Source organism: Bradyrhizobium sp. STM 3562, from assembly GCF_045571435.1.
GTDB lineage: Bacteria > Pseudomonadota > Alphaproteobacteria > Rhizobiales > Xanthobacteraceae > Bradyrhizobium.
This window is the reverse complement of record NZ_CP120694.1, coordinates 2,268,330-2,284,110: the sequence shown is the minus strand read 5'-3', so window position 1 is coordinate 2,284,110 and position 15,781 is coordinate 2,268,330. Positions and strand designations below refer to the sequence as shown.

Below are 15,781 nucleotides of genomic sequence, written 5' to 3'. Positions count from 1 at the left end.
AGAGACCTCGTCTCCGCAACTCGTGCACGTGGCTCAACACTGAGAGCCTATGTCTGGTGCTTTGCCGAATAGCGCCCGAGCCGAACCCGGCGCCGACGAAGAAAGACGTGGTGTGCTTCGCCCTCAATGAGGATCGGCGTCGTTCGCGTTCTCAGGCATCTGCACGAGGTTCAAGGCTCGAGCGCGGACCGAATCGAAACTGGTCGCGGCCCTCATCAGGTCTACGGCTTCCTGATGAGGGGGTGACTGCGATGGTGAAGCCGATCCACTCAAAAGCAATAGTGGTGATCCTCACCAGCGATGAGGAGCGCGGATCTCTGGATGCGAGCGTCCTGAGAAGAGGCGAAGGCGTTACAGCTGCGGTTGCCAGGTGATGCGCTCAAGATCGTGATACGAGGGGCCCGCCGGCCTAACTGAGATGGCGAGCACGAACGAAAATCGGTAGTACGGTGTTCAAGTCAAGAGAGCAAAATACGGCGTGAGCCTTGGTAGCGCTCTTGCTATTGGCATATCCCATACTGCCAACCAGCCGATACTGTGGGCGATCATCCACGGGATTTTCGGTTGGCTTTATGTGATCTACTACGGACTCTTTCGCTCCTAGAAATGGCGGCGCGCAGGGAAGATCGGATGGCCGTGTGAACAGGTTCGTTGCTAATTACCTGTTCGGCGATCCCGACGCCGCCGCGCGTAAAGCTGATGAGCTGGCCAAGACCGTCGAGGCGGTGCAGGGACGGCAGCATTCCATCGAGAACATCGACGGGCCGTCCATCTAAGAGCTCAAGCGCGCGCCAGCGGAACATTAGCTTGGGCTTGATCTCGCCTCTATCAAGCGCTGGCTCGACCTGCACCGGTCGGGCACTTGCGTCTCGGCTCACCGAAGCGGGCGCGGCGCTGTTCGCATGACGGGCGGGTCCCTCGGCCCGACGTCGGGGCTTCGGAGCTTGGAACGAAGCTACGCTTCCAAGGCTTGAGTTGGTCGTTCACATGCGCGGCCCCGAACGCCGCGCGCCCATGGGAGAGGAACGTAGATGACCCCCACCGAAAACCTGATTGATGCGATAGGGCCATGGCTAGACGGGGCAAGGCTGCACATGGATCAGCAGCGCCTTGAAACCTATCGTGCCTGTCTGCAGGCGGATGGCGGCGACGTGCAAATTGTCATCCGCCTCAAGGAAGGAGCAATCGTTCTAGATGCCACGAACAATGGCCAGCTTCTGGAACTGTATCGCGAAGACGTTCAGCCGCGTGATTCTTTCGGCCGTCCGGAGGCTCTTAAATGGATTTTCGGCAATCCCACTGGGCGCCGTTAATGAGATTTTGCGCCCGCTCCGATTATTGTAGATGGGCGTGCGAGATCCATATTCATGCGAGATCCATATTTAGAAGGCTTGGGATGTGCATACGCGCCGCTGTCGTGCGCCAGGCGGTCCTTGCCCGGTGCGCGTGACAGAGTGGGTGAAGTGACCGCGCCCGAGCTGCCGGAGGATTTGTCATCGAAAAGCGGCGCAACATCAAGAATTGGGACTCTTGCGCTGTCGCTCTATCTGACCAGCCACGAGCCAGCCGCCCGTTCAATTCAGCGGGGCGCGCTTTGGACAACCTCGCGACAGGGAATTTAAATCTGCGGTTCCCGGAAACTACGAGTTCTTGGTCACGTTGGCCTGACGCTGGGGGTTCTCTTACCAGCAAAGGAAGCGATAGCATGGCTGACCAAAGTTTCGACGTGGGCCGCATGGCCAGAAACCAAGAAAGCCGTATCGCCGCCTCAACAGCCATTGGGCTCAATGCGGTTAAGCCGATGATACAGTTCCAGGTCTCTTTGCTGAGACTCTGGGCCGATAACATCGAGGCACTCGCAGAGAATTACGAAAAAGGGTTAGACACATTTAGCTCGGCTGTCGAAGATCGGTGGCAACAGCAGCGCGCAGCTTAGTGCTTCACAGCTACGGTTTGCATTATCTGGACTTCGATTAGCGATAAGCACCCCGGAGCCGTTGCTCCGGGGACATTTTGCCGTCGGGGCAACATCCGGGCGGGGAATTACGCCGATATTTGCGGGGTGGGGCGCCATTGATCGTCCCACAGCCGCCTGAAAGCTGTCAGCCGACAGCTCGCGACGCCATCGTGCCTCAGCTGCCGGCTCATACGCGCCAGAGTGTCGCATGCCGCGCGGGAAGCGGTAGTTCAATTAGCAGGAGTGTTGTCGTGCATGCGCCGGCGGCCGATCATGCGCGCACCAAATTTCGGCGGCATCACCGCCCGGCGCAATGTCTTCCCCTTTTTGCGTGCGAACGTCAGTCCGGCCGGAGGGGCACTCTCCATCAGAACAATTGTCGGATGTTCACTCGCGGAGGCAAGCCCCTCACCCGCAACACATCTTTGCCATGCCATCAAAGACGAACGCTGCACCGCGCGCGCGGCTCGCCCGATTACACCCGTGCAAACTTTACGAATACTGCATCACGCCATCGTCCACCCTGCCAAACCGCAAGGAGACGATATCGAGCGCATAGTTCTGGTACAGTCGCCATGGCCGCCGCGAACCTTGCTTGGGCAGCTTGGCGATCGCGCGCTGCACATAGCCGGAGGTGAAGTCGAGCGAAGGCAGCGCCTTGATGGTCGGATCGTCGTTATGCGGCACGCATTGCCTGTAGCCGTGCCGGTCCATGTAGTTGATGAGGCGGCAGACATACTCACAGGTAAGGTCGCATTTCAGCGTCCACGACGCATTGGTGTAGCCGAGCGCGGATGCGAGGTTGGGCACGTCCGAATACATCATGCCCTTGTAGTTCAGCTTCGTCGCGAAATCGATCGCGCGGCCATCGACGGCCATCTCGACGCCTCCCGCGACCTGCAGCACGAGACCGGTCGCGGTGACGATGATGTCAGCCTCGAGTTCGCTGCCGTCCTTCAGCCGGATGCCGTGTTTAGTGAAGGTATCGATCTCGCTGGTCACCACGGAGGCGCGCTTCTCGCGGATCGCCTTGAAGAGGTCGCCATCGGGCACCAGGCACAGCCGCTGATCCCAGGGGTTATAGCGCGGTGTAAAGTGCTTCGCGACGTCGTAGTCTGGCCCGAGCGCCAAGCGCACACCTGACAGGATCAGCGCCTTGACCCGCTCCGGCTTGCGCCGGCTGAGCTGGAAGAAATACATGCCGAGCAGCACGTTGCGCCAACGGATCAGATGATAAGCGAGGCTTGCGGGCAAGTTCCTGCGCAGCTTGTTGGCGAGCGGATCCTGCGCCGGCCGCGACACCACGTAAGTCGGCGAGCGCTGCAGCATAGTGACATGCCCTGCGGTTTTCGCCATCTCCGGCACCAGCGTCACCGCGGTCGCTCCCGAGCCGATCACAACGACCCGCTTGCCCGCATAGTCGAAATTGTCGGGCCATTTCTGCGGATGCACGATGAGGCCGGAAAAATCTTTGATGCCAGCGAACTCAGGCGTGTAACCCTCCTCATATTTGTAATAGCCCGAGCACATGAAAAGGAAATTGCAGGTAAAGCGTACAATATCGGGGGCGCCTTCGCTGCTCCGGCGCTCCGCTTCCACCGTCCAGCGCCCATCCCTCCTCGACCACGACGCGCGCTTCACGCGATGGCGAAAGCGGATTTTCTTGTCGATGCCGTTCTCGGCTGCGGTCTGCCTGATGTAGTTGAGAATCCGCGGTCCGTCCGCGATCGCCTTCGGCTCGATCCATGGTTTAAACGAATAGCCGAGCGTGAACATGTCACTATCGGAGCGAACGCCGGGATAGCGGAACAGGTCCCAGGTGCCGCCGATACTGTCACGGCCTTCGAGAATCGCAAAGCTCTTGGTAGAGCATTTGTGTTGTATGTGATAGCCTGCGGCGATGCCAGACAGGCCTGCGCCGACGACGAGGACGTCGAAATGCTCGCTCTCGGTCGCTTCCATCGCCCGTCCCCTTGCCCGTCTTGCACCGGCCTTTGCGGCCTTGTGCCGCTCATCCACGACCTTTTTGCCCGCCTAGTCAAGACGCGACCTCAGCCTACGCGTCGAAACTTTGGATCGGGAGGTATTGCCTGGTCGCGACCAGCGACCTGTCCGCCGAACCTCCAACAGCGAGCGTGAAAGAGAAGGCGCCGGGGATACCTCACCACAGGAAGCTGTTAGCGCGAACAAACAGCGATTGCAGCACGACCGCCTGTCCTTATCGGCTCCGGGTTTCGCTATTCTGGCCACGATCGCCGCTCAACTCGCCTCCAAACGCAGATGGCCGGGACGAACCCGGCCACCATGAAGGAAACGACAAGGCGCGCTGCTCAGTACCGGTAATGATCCGACTTGTACGGGCCTTCCGGCTTGACGCCGATATAGTCCGCCTGGTCCTTGCGCAGCTCCGTCAGCTTGACGCCGATCTTGGCAAGGTGCAGGCGCGCAACCTTTTCGTCCAGCGTCTTCGGCAGTACATAGACTTTCTTCTCGTACTTGCCTTGGTTCGCGAACAGTTCAATTTGCGCCAGCGTCTGGTTGGTAAATGAAGCAGACATCACGAAGGACGGATGGCCCATGGCGTTGCCGAGATTGACCAGCCGGCCCTCGGACAACAGGATCATGCGCTTGCCATCGGGGAAGGTAATCTCGTCGACCTGCGGTTTGATGTTGGTCCACTTCATGTTGCGCAAGCTTGCCACCTGGATCTCGTTATCGAAGTGGCCAATATTGCAGACGATGGCGCGGTCCTTCATCGCGCGCATGTGCTCGATGGTGATGATGTCCTTGTTGCCGGTCGCGGTGACAAAGATGTCGGCGCGCGGCGCAGCATCTTCCATGGTGACGACCTCGTAACCCTCCATCGCCGCCTGCAGCGCGCAGATCGGGTCGATCTCGGAGACCATGACGCGGCAGCCGGCCTGGCGCAGTGAGGCCGCCGAGCCCTTGCCGACGTCGCCGAAGCCTGCGACCATCGCGACCTTGCCCGACATCATCACGTCAGTGCCGCGGCGAATGCCGTCCACCAGCGACTCGCGGCAGCCGTAGAGATTGTCGAACTTCGACTTGGTCACGCTATCGTTGACGTTAATCGCGGGGAACAAGAGCGTGCCCTTCTTCTCCATCTCGTAGAGACGATGCACGCCAGTGGTCGTCTCCTCGGACACGCCCTTGATGTTCCTGGCGATCTCGGCGAACCAGCCCTTCGGCTTCTCTTTGAGCAGACGCTTGATCAGCGCGTAGAAGATTTCCTCCTCTTCGGAAGCGGGCTTGTCGAGGAAAGCAGTATCGCCCTGCTCGGCGCGATAGCCGGCATGCACCAGCATGGTGGCATCGCCGCCGTCATCGAGAATCATGTTCGGCGTGCCGCCGCCGTGCCAGTCGAACAGCTTTGCGGTGTAGTCCCAATATTCGGTGAGCGTTTCGCCCTTCACCGCGAACACCGGAATGCCGCGCGCGGCAATCGCAGCCGCCGCATGGTCCTGGGTCGAATAGATGTTGCAGGAGACCCAGCGGATATCGGCCCCTAACGCAGCCAGCGTCTCGATCAGCACCGCGGTCTGGATCGTCATGTGCAGCGAGCCGGCGATGCGCGCACCTTTCAGCGGCTGCTTGGGGCCGAACTCCTCGCGCGTCGCCATCAGGCCGGGCATCTCGGTCTCGGCCAGCGAGATCTCCTTGCGGCCGAATTCGGCGAGCGAAATGTCCTTGACGATGTAGTCGTTGAAGTCGGGCTTCTTGGCGGCGACGGTCATGTGTTGTTCCTGATGGGTGAATCTAGCGTGTTAGTAGCAAAGCAAGCGGAAGCCTTCGTGGCAGTGTCTGCCTCTCCTCCGCGACCGCGGGAAGAGGGTGGCGTGAGGGGCTGTCTTAATTCATATTGCGCAAGCTCCCCCTCACGCGCTCGCCGACCCTGTCATCGGGCCGCGCTTTGCGCGGACCCGGTGGCGAGCGACCCTCCCCGCAAAGCGGGGAGAGGTGAGAGAATTACACCGCGCGCTTGAACGGCTCCACGAGATCGGTCTTCTCCCAGGAGAAGCCGCCCTCGTTGTCCGGCGTGCGGCCGAAATGGCCGTAAGCGGAAGTGCGCGCATAGATCGGCCGGTTGAGGTCGAGATGGCTGCGGATGCCCCGCGGCGTCAGATCCATCACTTGCGCCGCCGCCTTCTCGAGCTTGTCCTCCGGCACCTTTCCGGTGCCATGCGTGTCGATATAAATCGACAGCGGCCGCGCCACGCCGATCGCGTAGGCGAGCTGCAGCGTGCAGCGATCGGCGAGGCCTGCGGCGACGATGTTCTTGGCGAGATAGCGCGCCGCATAGGCAGCGGAGCGGTCCACCTTGGTCGGATCCTTGCCGGAGAACGCGCCGCCGCCATGCGGAGCCGCGCCTCCGTAGGTATCGACGATGATCTTGCGGCCGGTGAGGCCGGTGTCGCCATCGGGACCGCCGATAAAGAACTTGCCGGTCGGATTGATGTGCCAGATGGTCTTGCCGTTGATCCACTCCTTCGGCAGCGCCTCACGCACATAAGGTTCGACGCGCTCACGCACCTGAGCAGAGGTCATGCCCTCATCGAGATGCTGGTGAGAGACCACAATCTCGCGCACCCGCACCGGCTTGCCGTTCTCATATTCCACGGTGACCTGGCTCTTGGAGTCCGGTCCCAGCACCTTCTCGCGACCGGAGTGACGGGCCTCCGAGATGAGGCGCAGGATCTTGTGGGCATAGAAAATCGGCGCTGGCATCAGATCCGGCGTCTCGTTGCAGGCATAACCGAACATGATGCCCTGATCGCCTGCCCCCTCCTCCTTGGCGGCGCCGGGCTGATTGGCATCGACGCCTTGGGCGATGTCGGCCGATTGCGGATGCAACAGGATCTCGACGTCGCATTTCTGCCAGTGAAAGCCATCCTGCTCGTAACCGATATCCTTGATCGCGCTACGCACCACGCTTTCGATCTGCTCGTTGGTGACGGATTTCGGACCGCGCGTCTCGCCCGCGATCACCACCTTGTTGGTGGTGGCAAGCGTTTCGCAGGCGGCGCGGATGGCCCAGGGGTCGATGCCCGCTTTTGGGCCCTCGCGGTAGAAGAGATCCACGATTTCATCGGAAATCCGGTCGCATACCTTGTCCGGATGCCCCTCGGAAACCGACTCGCTGGTGAACAGATAAGACGCACGCATCAAGCTTCCCCATTTTTCCGCCTGACACGGCGGTGGTTTCGAAACTGTGTTGGAGTGTCAGTCCCGCCGGCGCGAGATGACGTAGGATTCGTCGTAGAACCAGAGCCCGTTGTACTTGCGCAAAACCTCTCTGGCGGCATCGAGTGCAAGGCCGCTTTGGTCCATTTCAGTCAGCCGGTCCTCTTCGATCTGAGCGACATACACTGCGGCATTCCAGGCTGCAAAGGCCGTCGAGGTCCCAATCGGACCGGTGATCTCATTGGGCAGAGCCTCCATATCATATCTGAAGATCGAACGATTGTCGGCATAAGCGTTAAAATTAAGGTCGCGTCCCACCGAGCCCAGCTCATATTTGACCGCCCTGAGCAGCTCATGCCGGCTCACGGAGAAAGGATTTTCTCCCGGCCAGACCGCCTGGATGATTTCCATGCCGGGATCCTGTCCGTGGGAATGGATCCCAATCAATCGGCCGCCCGGCCGCAATGCCCGCGCAAGCGGCGCGATGATCCGCTTGGCGCGGAAATTCACAGAAGATTTGGCCCGGTAGGGCTGAGAGGCGATGACGAGGTCAAAATTGGCTTCGGTGCGGCCGGCCCGCGGGATGACGGAATCGAGCAGAAACCGGTGGTCCTCGCGATAGAGCGCAAGCGCGACAGGCCGCTCATAGACCGGCATGCCGGTGCGGGGACTGACACTCGCACGCCAGTTCAAGTCCAGAAAGCTGCGCAAATCGGCGATCTGGGCCTCAAATTCACCGGAAGAGGCGCCCCGCAGAGGCACTTCGTGCCAGATCATGCCGGCCGCGAGCGACGGGGAGGCCGGAGTGAGCCAAGGCGCCTCGGCGTAGTTCATGTTGGTGAACACGAAGATGCTCGCCGGATGCTCGAACAGCCGGTCCGGCACTTTGTCGAGGGTCAGCCGGACATCCTCAAGACTAAGTTCCTTACCTGCCACATAAAAAGGCATGTGGGGGAAACGGCTGTGCATCGCGCGGAGCACCCGCGCCAGAACGGTGCCGTCGCCCATGCCGGCATCGAACACCCGCAGCGCCGGCGGGCGCGGATGGATGGCGGAAAGCTCCAGCGCGATCCGGTCGGCAATCACCCGCTTTTCGCTGCAGGTGTGAACGAACAGCAGGTATTTCTGCCGGTTCTCGAAAAAGCGGAAATTGCTGCGTGGATCCCGCTTCTCCGGCGGGACCTTCAGTCCGCGCGGGGGCGGCGGGCCGCCGGTGGAAGCCGCGATATAGGACTGGATCCGCTCCAGCGTGTCGATGGTGATGCGTTTGCCCTCGCGCAGCCGATGCACCAGCTTGCCGTCATTGACGGCCCGGCGCCCGAACGTCGATTCAGCCATGTCGGCCTGGCGGCAGAAGTCCGAAATCTGGACCAGAATCTCGTCGTTTCGCATTGGTGAGTTGGGACACAAGAGTGGGCAGCCGCACGACTTCATCAATCGCTAACACATTCTGCCCAACTGTGCAAAGCGAGCTGGCTAACGGTGGCCGGCCATGGCTCCCACCCTTTCCCACTGCCTCGGCCGCGATCGAGGAGCCGTGGTGCACGTAGCAGCCGAGCGCCGCGGCCGCGGAATGCGACATGCCATTCACATTGCTCCCGCCACGACACCCCTCCCGCCCCTGTTCTGCTGGCGAACCTAAGGCCGGCCATAATGCGACATGTTCAATTGGCCGATCCGGGCAAGTCGCCGCTTTCTAATGTATTCCCGTCGTCTCGACCAAGACGAGACGACGTATCCGGCCCAGAACTGCCGCGCTGGGAATCGCGCTTCATCTCGCCACACGCACGCGAGCACGATACCGCGCCCTTGATGCATCCGGTGATCCGCGCATTTTCGGACGGAAGATCATTATGCGGACTTTGCTGGAGATCGGATGGCTGTACTCGATTTTCCTCTTCTACTGCATCGCCTCCGGCAGTCCAAAAACGCGCCCATACCAAATCAGCAGAGAAGGGACCAAACGACCGCGCCACCTGGTTGAGTTGTGGACCATGCAAGAGTAACTTGTCACAAGCTGCGGTAACGGCCGCCAACTGGGTCACATGCATACTCGGCTCCCTTAAAGAGGGGTCCGTCTCCCCTCTAATGCGTGGAGGTTCATATGACCAACGGAAGGAGCGCGCAGGGCGCACAGACAGACCAGCGTAGACCGAAAAGAGCAATTGCGCTTGCTGGAGGCGGCCCGGCGGCAGGTTTACATCTAGGTGTCCTAAAATTCCTGGAAGGAAAGAAGGACGCTAACGGCAACGAAATAGAGTTCGACGTATGGGCACTGTCATGCATCGGAGCGTGGGTTGGCATTGTCTACAATCAGTTCGACAAAGAAGATGGTCGCTCCCGCGCTGACAGAAGCTACGAATTCTTTCGCAACAGCGTATTTCGTGACGATGCATCCTATTCGCGTTTCCCAATCAATACCGTTTTCGGCCCGGATTGGTTCGGCAACAGCAAAGCTATGTGGAGCTTTTTGACCGAACGGGCGAGTTACGAGAATCTTGTGTTGCCGGCGGCCATCATGGAATCCGTTCGGCATACCATATCGTTCTTCCGCGACCCGAAGAACTGGACGGATCCGGGAGATGTTAATCAGTGGGTCCTCAATCACGTTCTGGCTGTGAATCCGTTCGTTCGCCTTTTGACATCACTCATGTATCGATCGGACGTCAGCGGACTTTCCAAAATTTACTATCCAAACAGTAATTTCCTGAAAGCCATCAATTTTGAAAAACTATACGATGATCGACAGCCATATATCTACCACAACGCCTGGAGGCTCACCGGAGAAAGGGGACTTCAACTATTTTCGAATAAGTTGGACCAATATAAAGACATCGATGCCGCAAGTCTGTGCGCTTGTTCGGCGCTGCCTTTCGTCGAGCAAACCGTAGCTATCGACGGGGACACCTACTGTGAAGGTGCCCTGGTCGACACGGTGAATTTTGAGAACTTGTTAGCTGATCATAGAGATTTGGACGAAATCTGGATCAGCAGGATCGTGGATGCTCAACAAATTCGCGAGCCAAAAGATTTGCACGATAGCTTGGCGAACCTGTGCCAGTTGTTCGCGGCGACAGTCGGCGAAGATGATGTCAGATTATTCAAATATCACGTCGCCGAGGATAACCGTACGCCTGGTCGCGAGAAGTGGAATGGTACGATTGTCGAGATAAGGGTGGACAGCAAGATAAACTTCGATTGGTCTCATGAGAACCTAAGGAAGGGCTGGAAGCACGGCGAGCGAACAGCGAAAGAGGCATATCAAAACTATCTGCGCGAGTGGGATAAACAACTGGATGATAATGGGCTGAGAGTCATTATCGGAGAAACACCCACGATCGGAGTCCCGGAGGTTGGACGCCGATTGGCCGATTTGGAAAGTCGGATACAAAAATTAGAACCGTCTCCCTCAACGGAAGTACCGCCTCGGCGCCGATCTCAGCAGCGCGCATCGAGCGCAGCATCCAGAAGCAGTCGCAGCCGTTCTCGTAGGCGAAGGCGATCCGCTTGATCGAGATCGGCGCCTCTAGCGCGCTTAAAGGGTACGTTTCTTACGCAGCCAAGATCCGCCAGCTTTTGACGGGCGGGATCCAAGTTCAGCACTTTAGATCACGACGGCATTGCCAATCGGGACACTGGCCCGGCTCCAAGACCAGCTCGATTCAGATCGCACGCGCCGGGGCCGGCAGGACAAAGACTATGCCTCCGTTCCGAGAACTGAATGCGCGTTGATACGCTTGTTGCAAAAATTCAATGCATCATCCAGGCCGCGCTCCGCGGGGCCGTGTTGCGCCTACGCAGATAGCGCCTTTCCGATTGAGGCATTTTCCGCGCTGCTGCTGATGGGTTTGATGGTGCCGACAGCCAACGTCGCTGTCTTCGATTGCCTGCAGGACGGGCGCTCTTCTATCGGCAGAAGTAGAAACAAAGTGTCACGTAGTAAGCACAGAGGTGAAGCGCGTCGGCAACGTCCTGGAAAGAATTTTCTGCCAGCTCGATACAACGCGCCTGCGTTAGCTTGGCGCACAACTGATCAGGATAAATGTTGAGACAGACGCGCCTCGGCTTGGGGCTTTTCGCAATAGCCGCGCTGGCCATCACGGCCTTCCTGCTGGCGCGCGCCCATTACGCGCCTGTTCCGGGCAGCGACCATCGCACGGCGCGCCAGCTCATCCTCCATTTCGCGTTGAGCCGGCTCGACGATCCCATCATCGTGCTCGGCGACAGCAACGTGGAGGCATCGACACTGCCGCGAAGCGCATGCGGTCATGCCATCGTCAACGCCGGCCTCAACGGCGCCTCGACAACGAGCGATCTCGGCGGCTGGCTCGCCGCCGCGCTGGCCGGCAAACGGGCCTTTGCCATCGTCGTGTCGCTCGGCACCAATGACGCGCTGACAGAGGCGCCGGTGGACAAGCAAGTGTTTGCGAGCCGCTACGAAGCCCTGCTCCGCGAGCTCTCGCAGCACACGGGCCGCCTCTTCGTCGTCGAAATTCCGTCGGTCGAGGCCCGGCAGCGGCTGACGTCGGAGATGGAAAAGCAGATCATGGCCACAATCCGCAGCTTTCGCTCCACCTTGCCGGACGTAGCCACGCGAACCGGTGCGAGCTTCCTGCCGCTCTCCGAGATGTCTGCGCCATTCACGATCGACGGCGTCCATTTCAACGCCGAAGGCTATGGGGTGTGGGAGCAGGCGGTGATGCAGGGCGTGGCCGCCGCCTGCGGCTGATGATGGGAGCCGCAGCGGGAGCTTTAAGAGAATTGTTCATCCCGGGCAATTAGGCTGGCTGCGCGGCCGCATGGACACGGTTAACCGGCACTGGAAAACAATGGTCAAAACGTCGACATTGCCGGGCACGGACAGGCCGGGCACGGACAAGCTTCTGGGGCTGGAGGGCCTGCGCTTCCTCGCCACATTCGGGGTTCTGCTCTGGCACTACCAGCACTTTGCGTTCGTTGGCAGCAACCCGGTCGGCTTCGTCAGGAGCGCGCTGCCGTTCTACGGCGTGTTCTTTCCGCTCTATGAGGCGGGCAGATACGGCGTCTGGATGTTCTGGTGCATCAGCGGCTTCATTTTCTTCTGGAAGTATCGCGAGGCGATCTCCGATCGCAGCATCGGCGGCTGGGCGTTCTTCGTCTTTCGCGTGTCGCGGCTTTACCCGCTCCATTTCGCCACCCTGCTTCTGGTCGCATTGCTGCAGCCGCTCTATCATCGCCTGACCGGCGTCTTCTTCGTCGCCCAGAACAATGACCTGCCGCACTTCATCGCGCAGCTTTTCTTGGCAAGCGACTGGACGCCGCAGCGCAGCGACAGCTTCAACGCGCCGATCTGGTCGGTATCGGTCGAGGTGCTGATTTATGCCGCCTTCTTCCTGACGCTGCGCTTCGTGACCAAGTCGCCGCTGTTCAACCTGGTCGTCGTCCTCGCCTGCTTGAACGGCGGCACGCAGGTCGCTGCCTGTCTTGCCTTTTTCTATGCCGGCGGCCTCGCCGCGATCGGCCGGCGTTTTGTCGCACATGCGTCTTACAAGCGGGCGATCGAGTTGACCGCGCTCGTCGCCATGATCGCTGTTCCGATTGCGACGGCGATCCTCAGCCTCTCGATCGAGATCGTCGACTGGGTGCTACTGCTCGCCTACACGCCGGTCCTGCTGTTTTGGCTCTCCGCGCCGATGACGTTGCCGGTTCGTCTCGAGCGGCTGTTTGAGACAGCCGGCAACATGACCTATTCCTGTTACCTGCTGCACTTTCCGATCCAGCTCGCGATTGCGCTTTGCTTCGCTCTCGCGCAGCAGCCGATCCCTTACTACAGTCACCTGTTCTGGGCGGCTTTCGTGTTGCCGACCCTGCTTGCCTCACACGTGACCTACCGCTATTTCGAGGCGCCCGCGCAGCGGCTGATCCGCAGCGCGCTGCTGCGCAAACAACGAGCGGGGCGGACAAGTCCGGCCCCGCTCTGATCTAACTGTATAAACCGGGCGGAACGCTCCGCTGCCGCGTAACGGCGCAGAGCGCGTCCGATCACCTGCCCCAGATCTCGTCAGCGAGTTCGACCGCGAGCCTGAGCTTCGCCCACTGCTCCTCTTCCGAGAGGATGTTGCCCTCTTCGGTCGAGGCAAAGCCGCATTGCGGCGACAGCGCGAGCTGCTCCAGCGGCGCGAATTTGGAAGCTTCTTCCAGGCGCCGCTTGATGTCGTCGCGCTTTTCCAGCTCGCCGAACTTGGAGGTGATGAGACCGGCCACCACGACCTTGTTGCCCTTGGGTAGGAAACGCAGCGGCTCGAAGCCGCCGGCGCGGTCGGAGTCATATTCGAGGAAATAGCCGTCGTAATTGGTGCCCGCCAGCATGGTTTCGGCCACCGGCTCATAGCCGCCGGAGGAGATCCAGGTCGAACGGAAATTGCCACGGCAGACATGCGTGGTGATCACCATGTCGGCGGGCCGCTCGGCGATCGCGTAATTGATCACGCGGGCATAGATCTTCTGCAGGCCATCCGGATTGTCGCCGCGCTCGCGCGACTTCTGCAATTCCTCCTGCGAGCAGAGATACGCCCAGACCGTGTCGTCGAACTGCAGATAGCGACAGCCGGCCTCATAGAACGCCTTCACCGCCTTGCGGTAGGTCTTGCCGAGATCCTCGAAGAAGGCGTCGAGATCGGGATAGATGTCCTTGGAGATCGACTTGCGGCCGCCACGGAAATGCAGCACGGCCGGCGACGGGATCGTCATCTTCGGCACCACATGCGCAACGTCGGCATGCTTCTTCAAAAACTTGAAGTGCTCCAGCATCGGATGATCGGCCGGGAAGTCGAGCTTGCCGATCACGCGCACCGCGTCATGCCGCGTCTCGACGCCCGCGAACTGAATGCCGGTCTGCGGGTGAAACAACTCGCAGCCGGTGAGCTTGGCCAGGAAATCGAAATGCCACCAAGAGCGGCGGAACTCGCCGTCGGTCGCGAGCTTCAGCCCGATCGAGGCCTGCTTGTGCACGACCTTCTCGATCTCCATGTCCTCGACCTTGCGCAATTCCTCGGCCGAGATCTCGCCCTTCTCGCGCTTGGCGCGCGCTTCCTTGATGCGCTGCGGGCGCAGCAGGCTGCCGACTTCGTCGGCCCGGAAAGGGGGTCTTGTACGTTGCATGGTCTCGCTCCCGAATATTCAATGTGCCGTGGCGCCGGCGACGCCGAGATGGCGTTCCAGCACCGCGGGGTCAGCCTTCAGCGCCGCGCTGGGCGCATCGTGCACGATGCTACCGCGTTCCAATATCACAACGCGGTCCGCCAGCCCCAGAATCTTTTGCGCATTCTGCTCGACAATGATGGAGCAGATGCCACTGCCGCGTGTGATGGCGCCGATCGCCTTCAAGAGTTCCTCGACAATGATCGGGGCGAGCCCCTCGGTCGGCTCGTCCAACAGCAGCACCTTCGGATTGAGCGTGAGCGCGCGCCCGATCGCCAGCATTTGCTGCTCGCCGCCGGAGAGCTGGTTACCGAAATTCCTGCGGCGCTCCTGCAGGCGCGGAAACATCCGGTAGACTTTCTCGACCGTCCAAGGGCCGGGCTGCGCCACCGCGGTCATGTTCTCTTCCACGGTCAGCGAACGAAAAATATTGCGCTCCTGCGGCACCCAGCCGATGCCGGCGCGCGCCCGCTCGTCGGGACGCATCGCGGTGATGTCGCGTCCGTTCAGCACGATACTGCCACCCAAACGCCGGGTGACGCCCACGATGGAGTTGATCAGCGTGGTCTTGCCGGTGCCGTTGCGGCCCAGCACCGCCAGCACCTGCCCCTCCGGCAGGCGCAGCGACATGTCAGGCAGGACGATCGCTTCGCCATAACCCGCACGCAGGGACTTTATCGCAAGCAGGTCAGGCATTGGCGGCCTCGCCGAGATAGACGGCTTTTACTTGCGGATCCTTGGCCACCTGTTCGGGCGGGCCTTCGGTCAAGAGCGCACCGTTGACCAGCACGGAAATGCGATCGGCAAAGGAGAATACCAGATCCATATCGTGCTCGATCAGGAGCACGGTGACATCGCGCGGCAGCGCCGCGACGACGGCGAGAATGTCATGACGCTCGCTTTCCGGCACGCCGGCGGCGGGCTCATCCAGCAGCAGCACGCGCGGCTTGGCGGCGATCGCGACCGCGATCTCGAGCAGGCGCTGCTTGCCGTAAGGAAGGGTCGCGGTCGGCTCGTTCATGACATCGAGAAGATGAAAGCGCGACAGCGTCTCGGTGACTTCGGCATTGACCTCGTCGCGACTCCCCATCGCCCGCCACCAGTCGCCGCCGCGGCCGAGGCGCTCCGAAACCGCGAGCCCGATCGTTTCGAGCGGCGTCAGATCGGCATAGAGCTGGTTAATCTGGAAGGTGCGCGACAGGCCGCGCAACACCCGCTTGTGCACCGGCAGATTGGTGATCTCGTGACCTTCGAGCAGGATGCGCCCCGCATTGGGGCGCAGCACGCCAGTGAGCAGGTTGATCACCGTGGTCTTGCCGGCGCCATTGGGGCCGATCAGCGCATGGCGGGCGCCGCGCGCGACCTTCAGCGAGAGCTCGCGGGTGACCCGCAAGCCGCCAAAATGCTTTTCCAGCCCGATGGTCTCCAGTGCCGTCGTCATGA

At 60.6% G+C, this 15,781-nt stretch carries 14 protein-coding genes; 6 read left to right on the top strand and 8 right to left on the bottom strand.

The window, feature by feature from the left end; all coding sequences use genetic code 11:
- Positions 1-638: 638 nt before the first annotated feature.
- The 3 genes from P6U23_RS10510 (at position 639) to P6U23_RS10500 (ending at position 1,936) form a co-directional block, all read left to right on the top strand.
- On the top strand, positions 639-776 hold the full coding sequence (locus P6U23_RS10510) for a hypothetical protein (protein ID WP_407179586.1): 138 nt from the start codon (positions 639-641) through the stop codon (positions 774-776).
- Between the two features lie 255 nt (positions 777-1,031).
- Entirely contained in the window at positions 1,032-1,313 is a 282-nt protein-coding gene (locus P6U23_RS10505) for a hypothetical protein (RefSeq protein WP_407179585.1), read from the top strand.
- A gap of 392 nt (positions 1,314-1,705) precedes the next feature.
- Positions 1,706-1,936, top strand: a complete 231-nt coding sequence (locus tag P6U23_RS10500; protein ID WP_407179584.1) for a hypothetical protein — start codon at positions 1,706-1,708, stop codon at positions 1,934-1,936.
- Between the two features lie 513 nt (positions 1,937-2,449).
- On the opposite strand, the gene P6U23_RS10495 is transcribed toward P6U23_RS10500, so the two are convergent.
- The 5 genes from P6U23_RS10495 to P6U23_RS10475 form a co-directional block, all read right to left on the bottom strand.
- Entirely contained in the window at positions 2,450-3,919 is a 1,470-nt protein-coding gene (locus P6U23_RS10495; RefSeq protein WP_407179583.1) for a flavin-containing monooxygenase, read from the bottom strand.
- A 368-nt stretch (positions 3,920-4,287) separates the two neighbouring features.
- Entirely contained in the window at positions 4,288-5,712 is a 1,425-nt protein-coding gene (gene ahcY / locus P6U23_RS10490) for an adenosylhomocysteinase (protein ID WP_407179581.1), read from the bottom strand.
- Positions 5,713-5,944: 232 nt separating this feature from the next.
- Positions 5,945-7,141, bottom strand: coding sequence for a methionine adenosyltransferase (metK, locus tag P6U23_RS10485; RefSeq protein WP_407179579.1), 1,197 nt, complete (start codon positions 7,139-7,141; stop codon positions 5,945-5,947).
- A gap of 57 nt (positions 7,142-7,198) precedes the next feature.
- Positions 7,199-8,551, bottom strand: coding sequence for a hypothetical protein (locus P6U23_RS10480; RefSeq protein ID WP_407179577.1), 1,353 nt, complete (start codon positions 8,549-8,551; stop codon positions 7,199-7,201).
- 272 nt (positions 8,552-8,823) lie between these two features.
- On the bottom strand, positions 8,824-9,210 hold the full coding sequence (locus P6U23_RS10475) for a hypothetical protein (protein WP_407179575.1): 387 nt from the start codon (positions 9,208-9,210) through the stop codon (positions 8,824-8,826).
- 53 nt (positions 9,211-9,263) lie between these two features.
- Here P6U23_RS10475 and P6U23_RS10470 point away from each other — a divergent pair, with 53 nt between their 5' ends.
- The 3 genes from P6U23_RS10470 to P6U23_RS10460 all read left to right on the top strand — a co-directional run bounded on the left by P6U23_RS10470 (position 9,264) and on the right by P6U23_RS10460 (position 13,119).
- The gene (locus P6U23_RS10470) at positions 9,264-10,670 is read left to right on the top strand and encodes a patatin-like phospholipase family protein (RefSeq protein ID WP_407179573.1); all 1,407 of its coding nucleotides are present in this window, start codon (positions 9,264-9,266) and stop codon (positions 10,668-10,670) included.
- Positions 10,671-11,201: 531 nt separating this feature from the next.
- Positions 11,202-11,888, top strand: coding sequence for an SGNH/GDSL hydrolase family protein (locus P6U23_RS10465; RefSeq protein WP_407179571.1), 687 nt, complete (start codon positions 11,202-11,204; stop codon positions 11,886-11,888).
- Between the two features lie 100 nt (positions 11,889-11,988).
- Positions 11,989-13,119, top strand: a complete 1,131-nt coding sequence (locus P6U23_RS10460; protein ID WP_407179570.1) for an acyltransferase family protein — start codon at positions 11,989-11,991, stop codon at positions 13,117-13,119.
- A 61-nt stretch (positions 13,120-13,180) separates the two neighbouring features.
- On the opposite strand, the gene P6U23_RS10455 is transcribed toward P6U23_RS10460, so the two are convergent.
- The 3 genes from P6U23_RS10455 to P6U23_RS10445 are packed head-to-tail and all read right to left on the bottom strand — an operon-like array spanning position 13,181 to position 15,779.
- Positions 13,181-14,299 carry a cobalamin-independent methionine synthase II family protein gene (locus P6U23_RS10455; RefSeq protein WP_407179569.1) on the bottom strand — a complete coding sequence of 373 codons (1,119 nt, stop codon included), beginning with the start codon at positions 14,297-14,299 and terminating at the stop codon, positions 13,181-13,183.
- A gap of 18 nt (positions 14,300-14,317) precedes the next feature.
- Positions 14,318-15,034 (bottom strand): ABC transporter ATP-binding protein, encoded by a 717-nt coding sequence (locus P6U23_RS10450; RefSeq protein WP_407179567.1) that lies wholly within the window; start codon positions 15,032-15,034, stop codon positions 14,318-14,320.
- Positions 15,027-15,779: an ABC transporter ATP-binding protein gene (locus P6U23_RS10445; RefSeq protein WP_407179565.1), complete on the bottom strand. Its 753-nt coding sequence runs from the start codon at positions 15,777-15,779 to the stop codon at positions 15,027-15,029. Before P6U23_RS10445 ends, P6U23_RS10450 begins: the two co-directional genes overlap by 8 nt.
- Between the last annotated feature and the right edge of the window lie 2 nt (positions 15,780-15,781).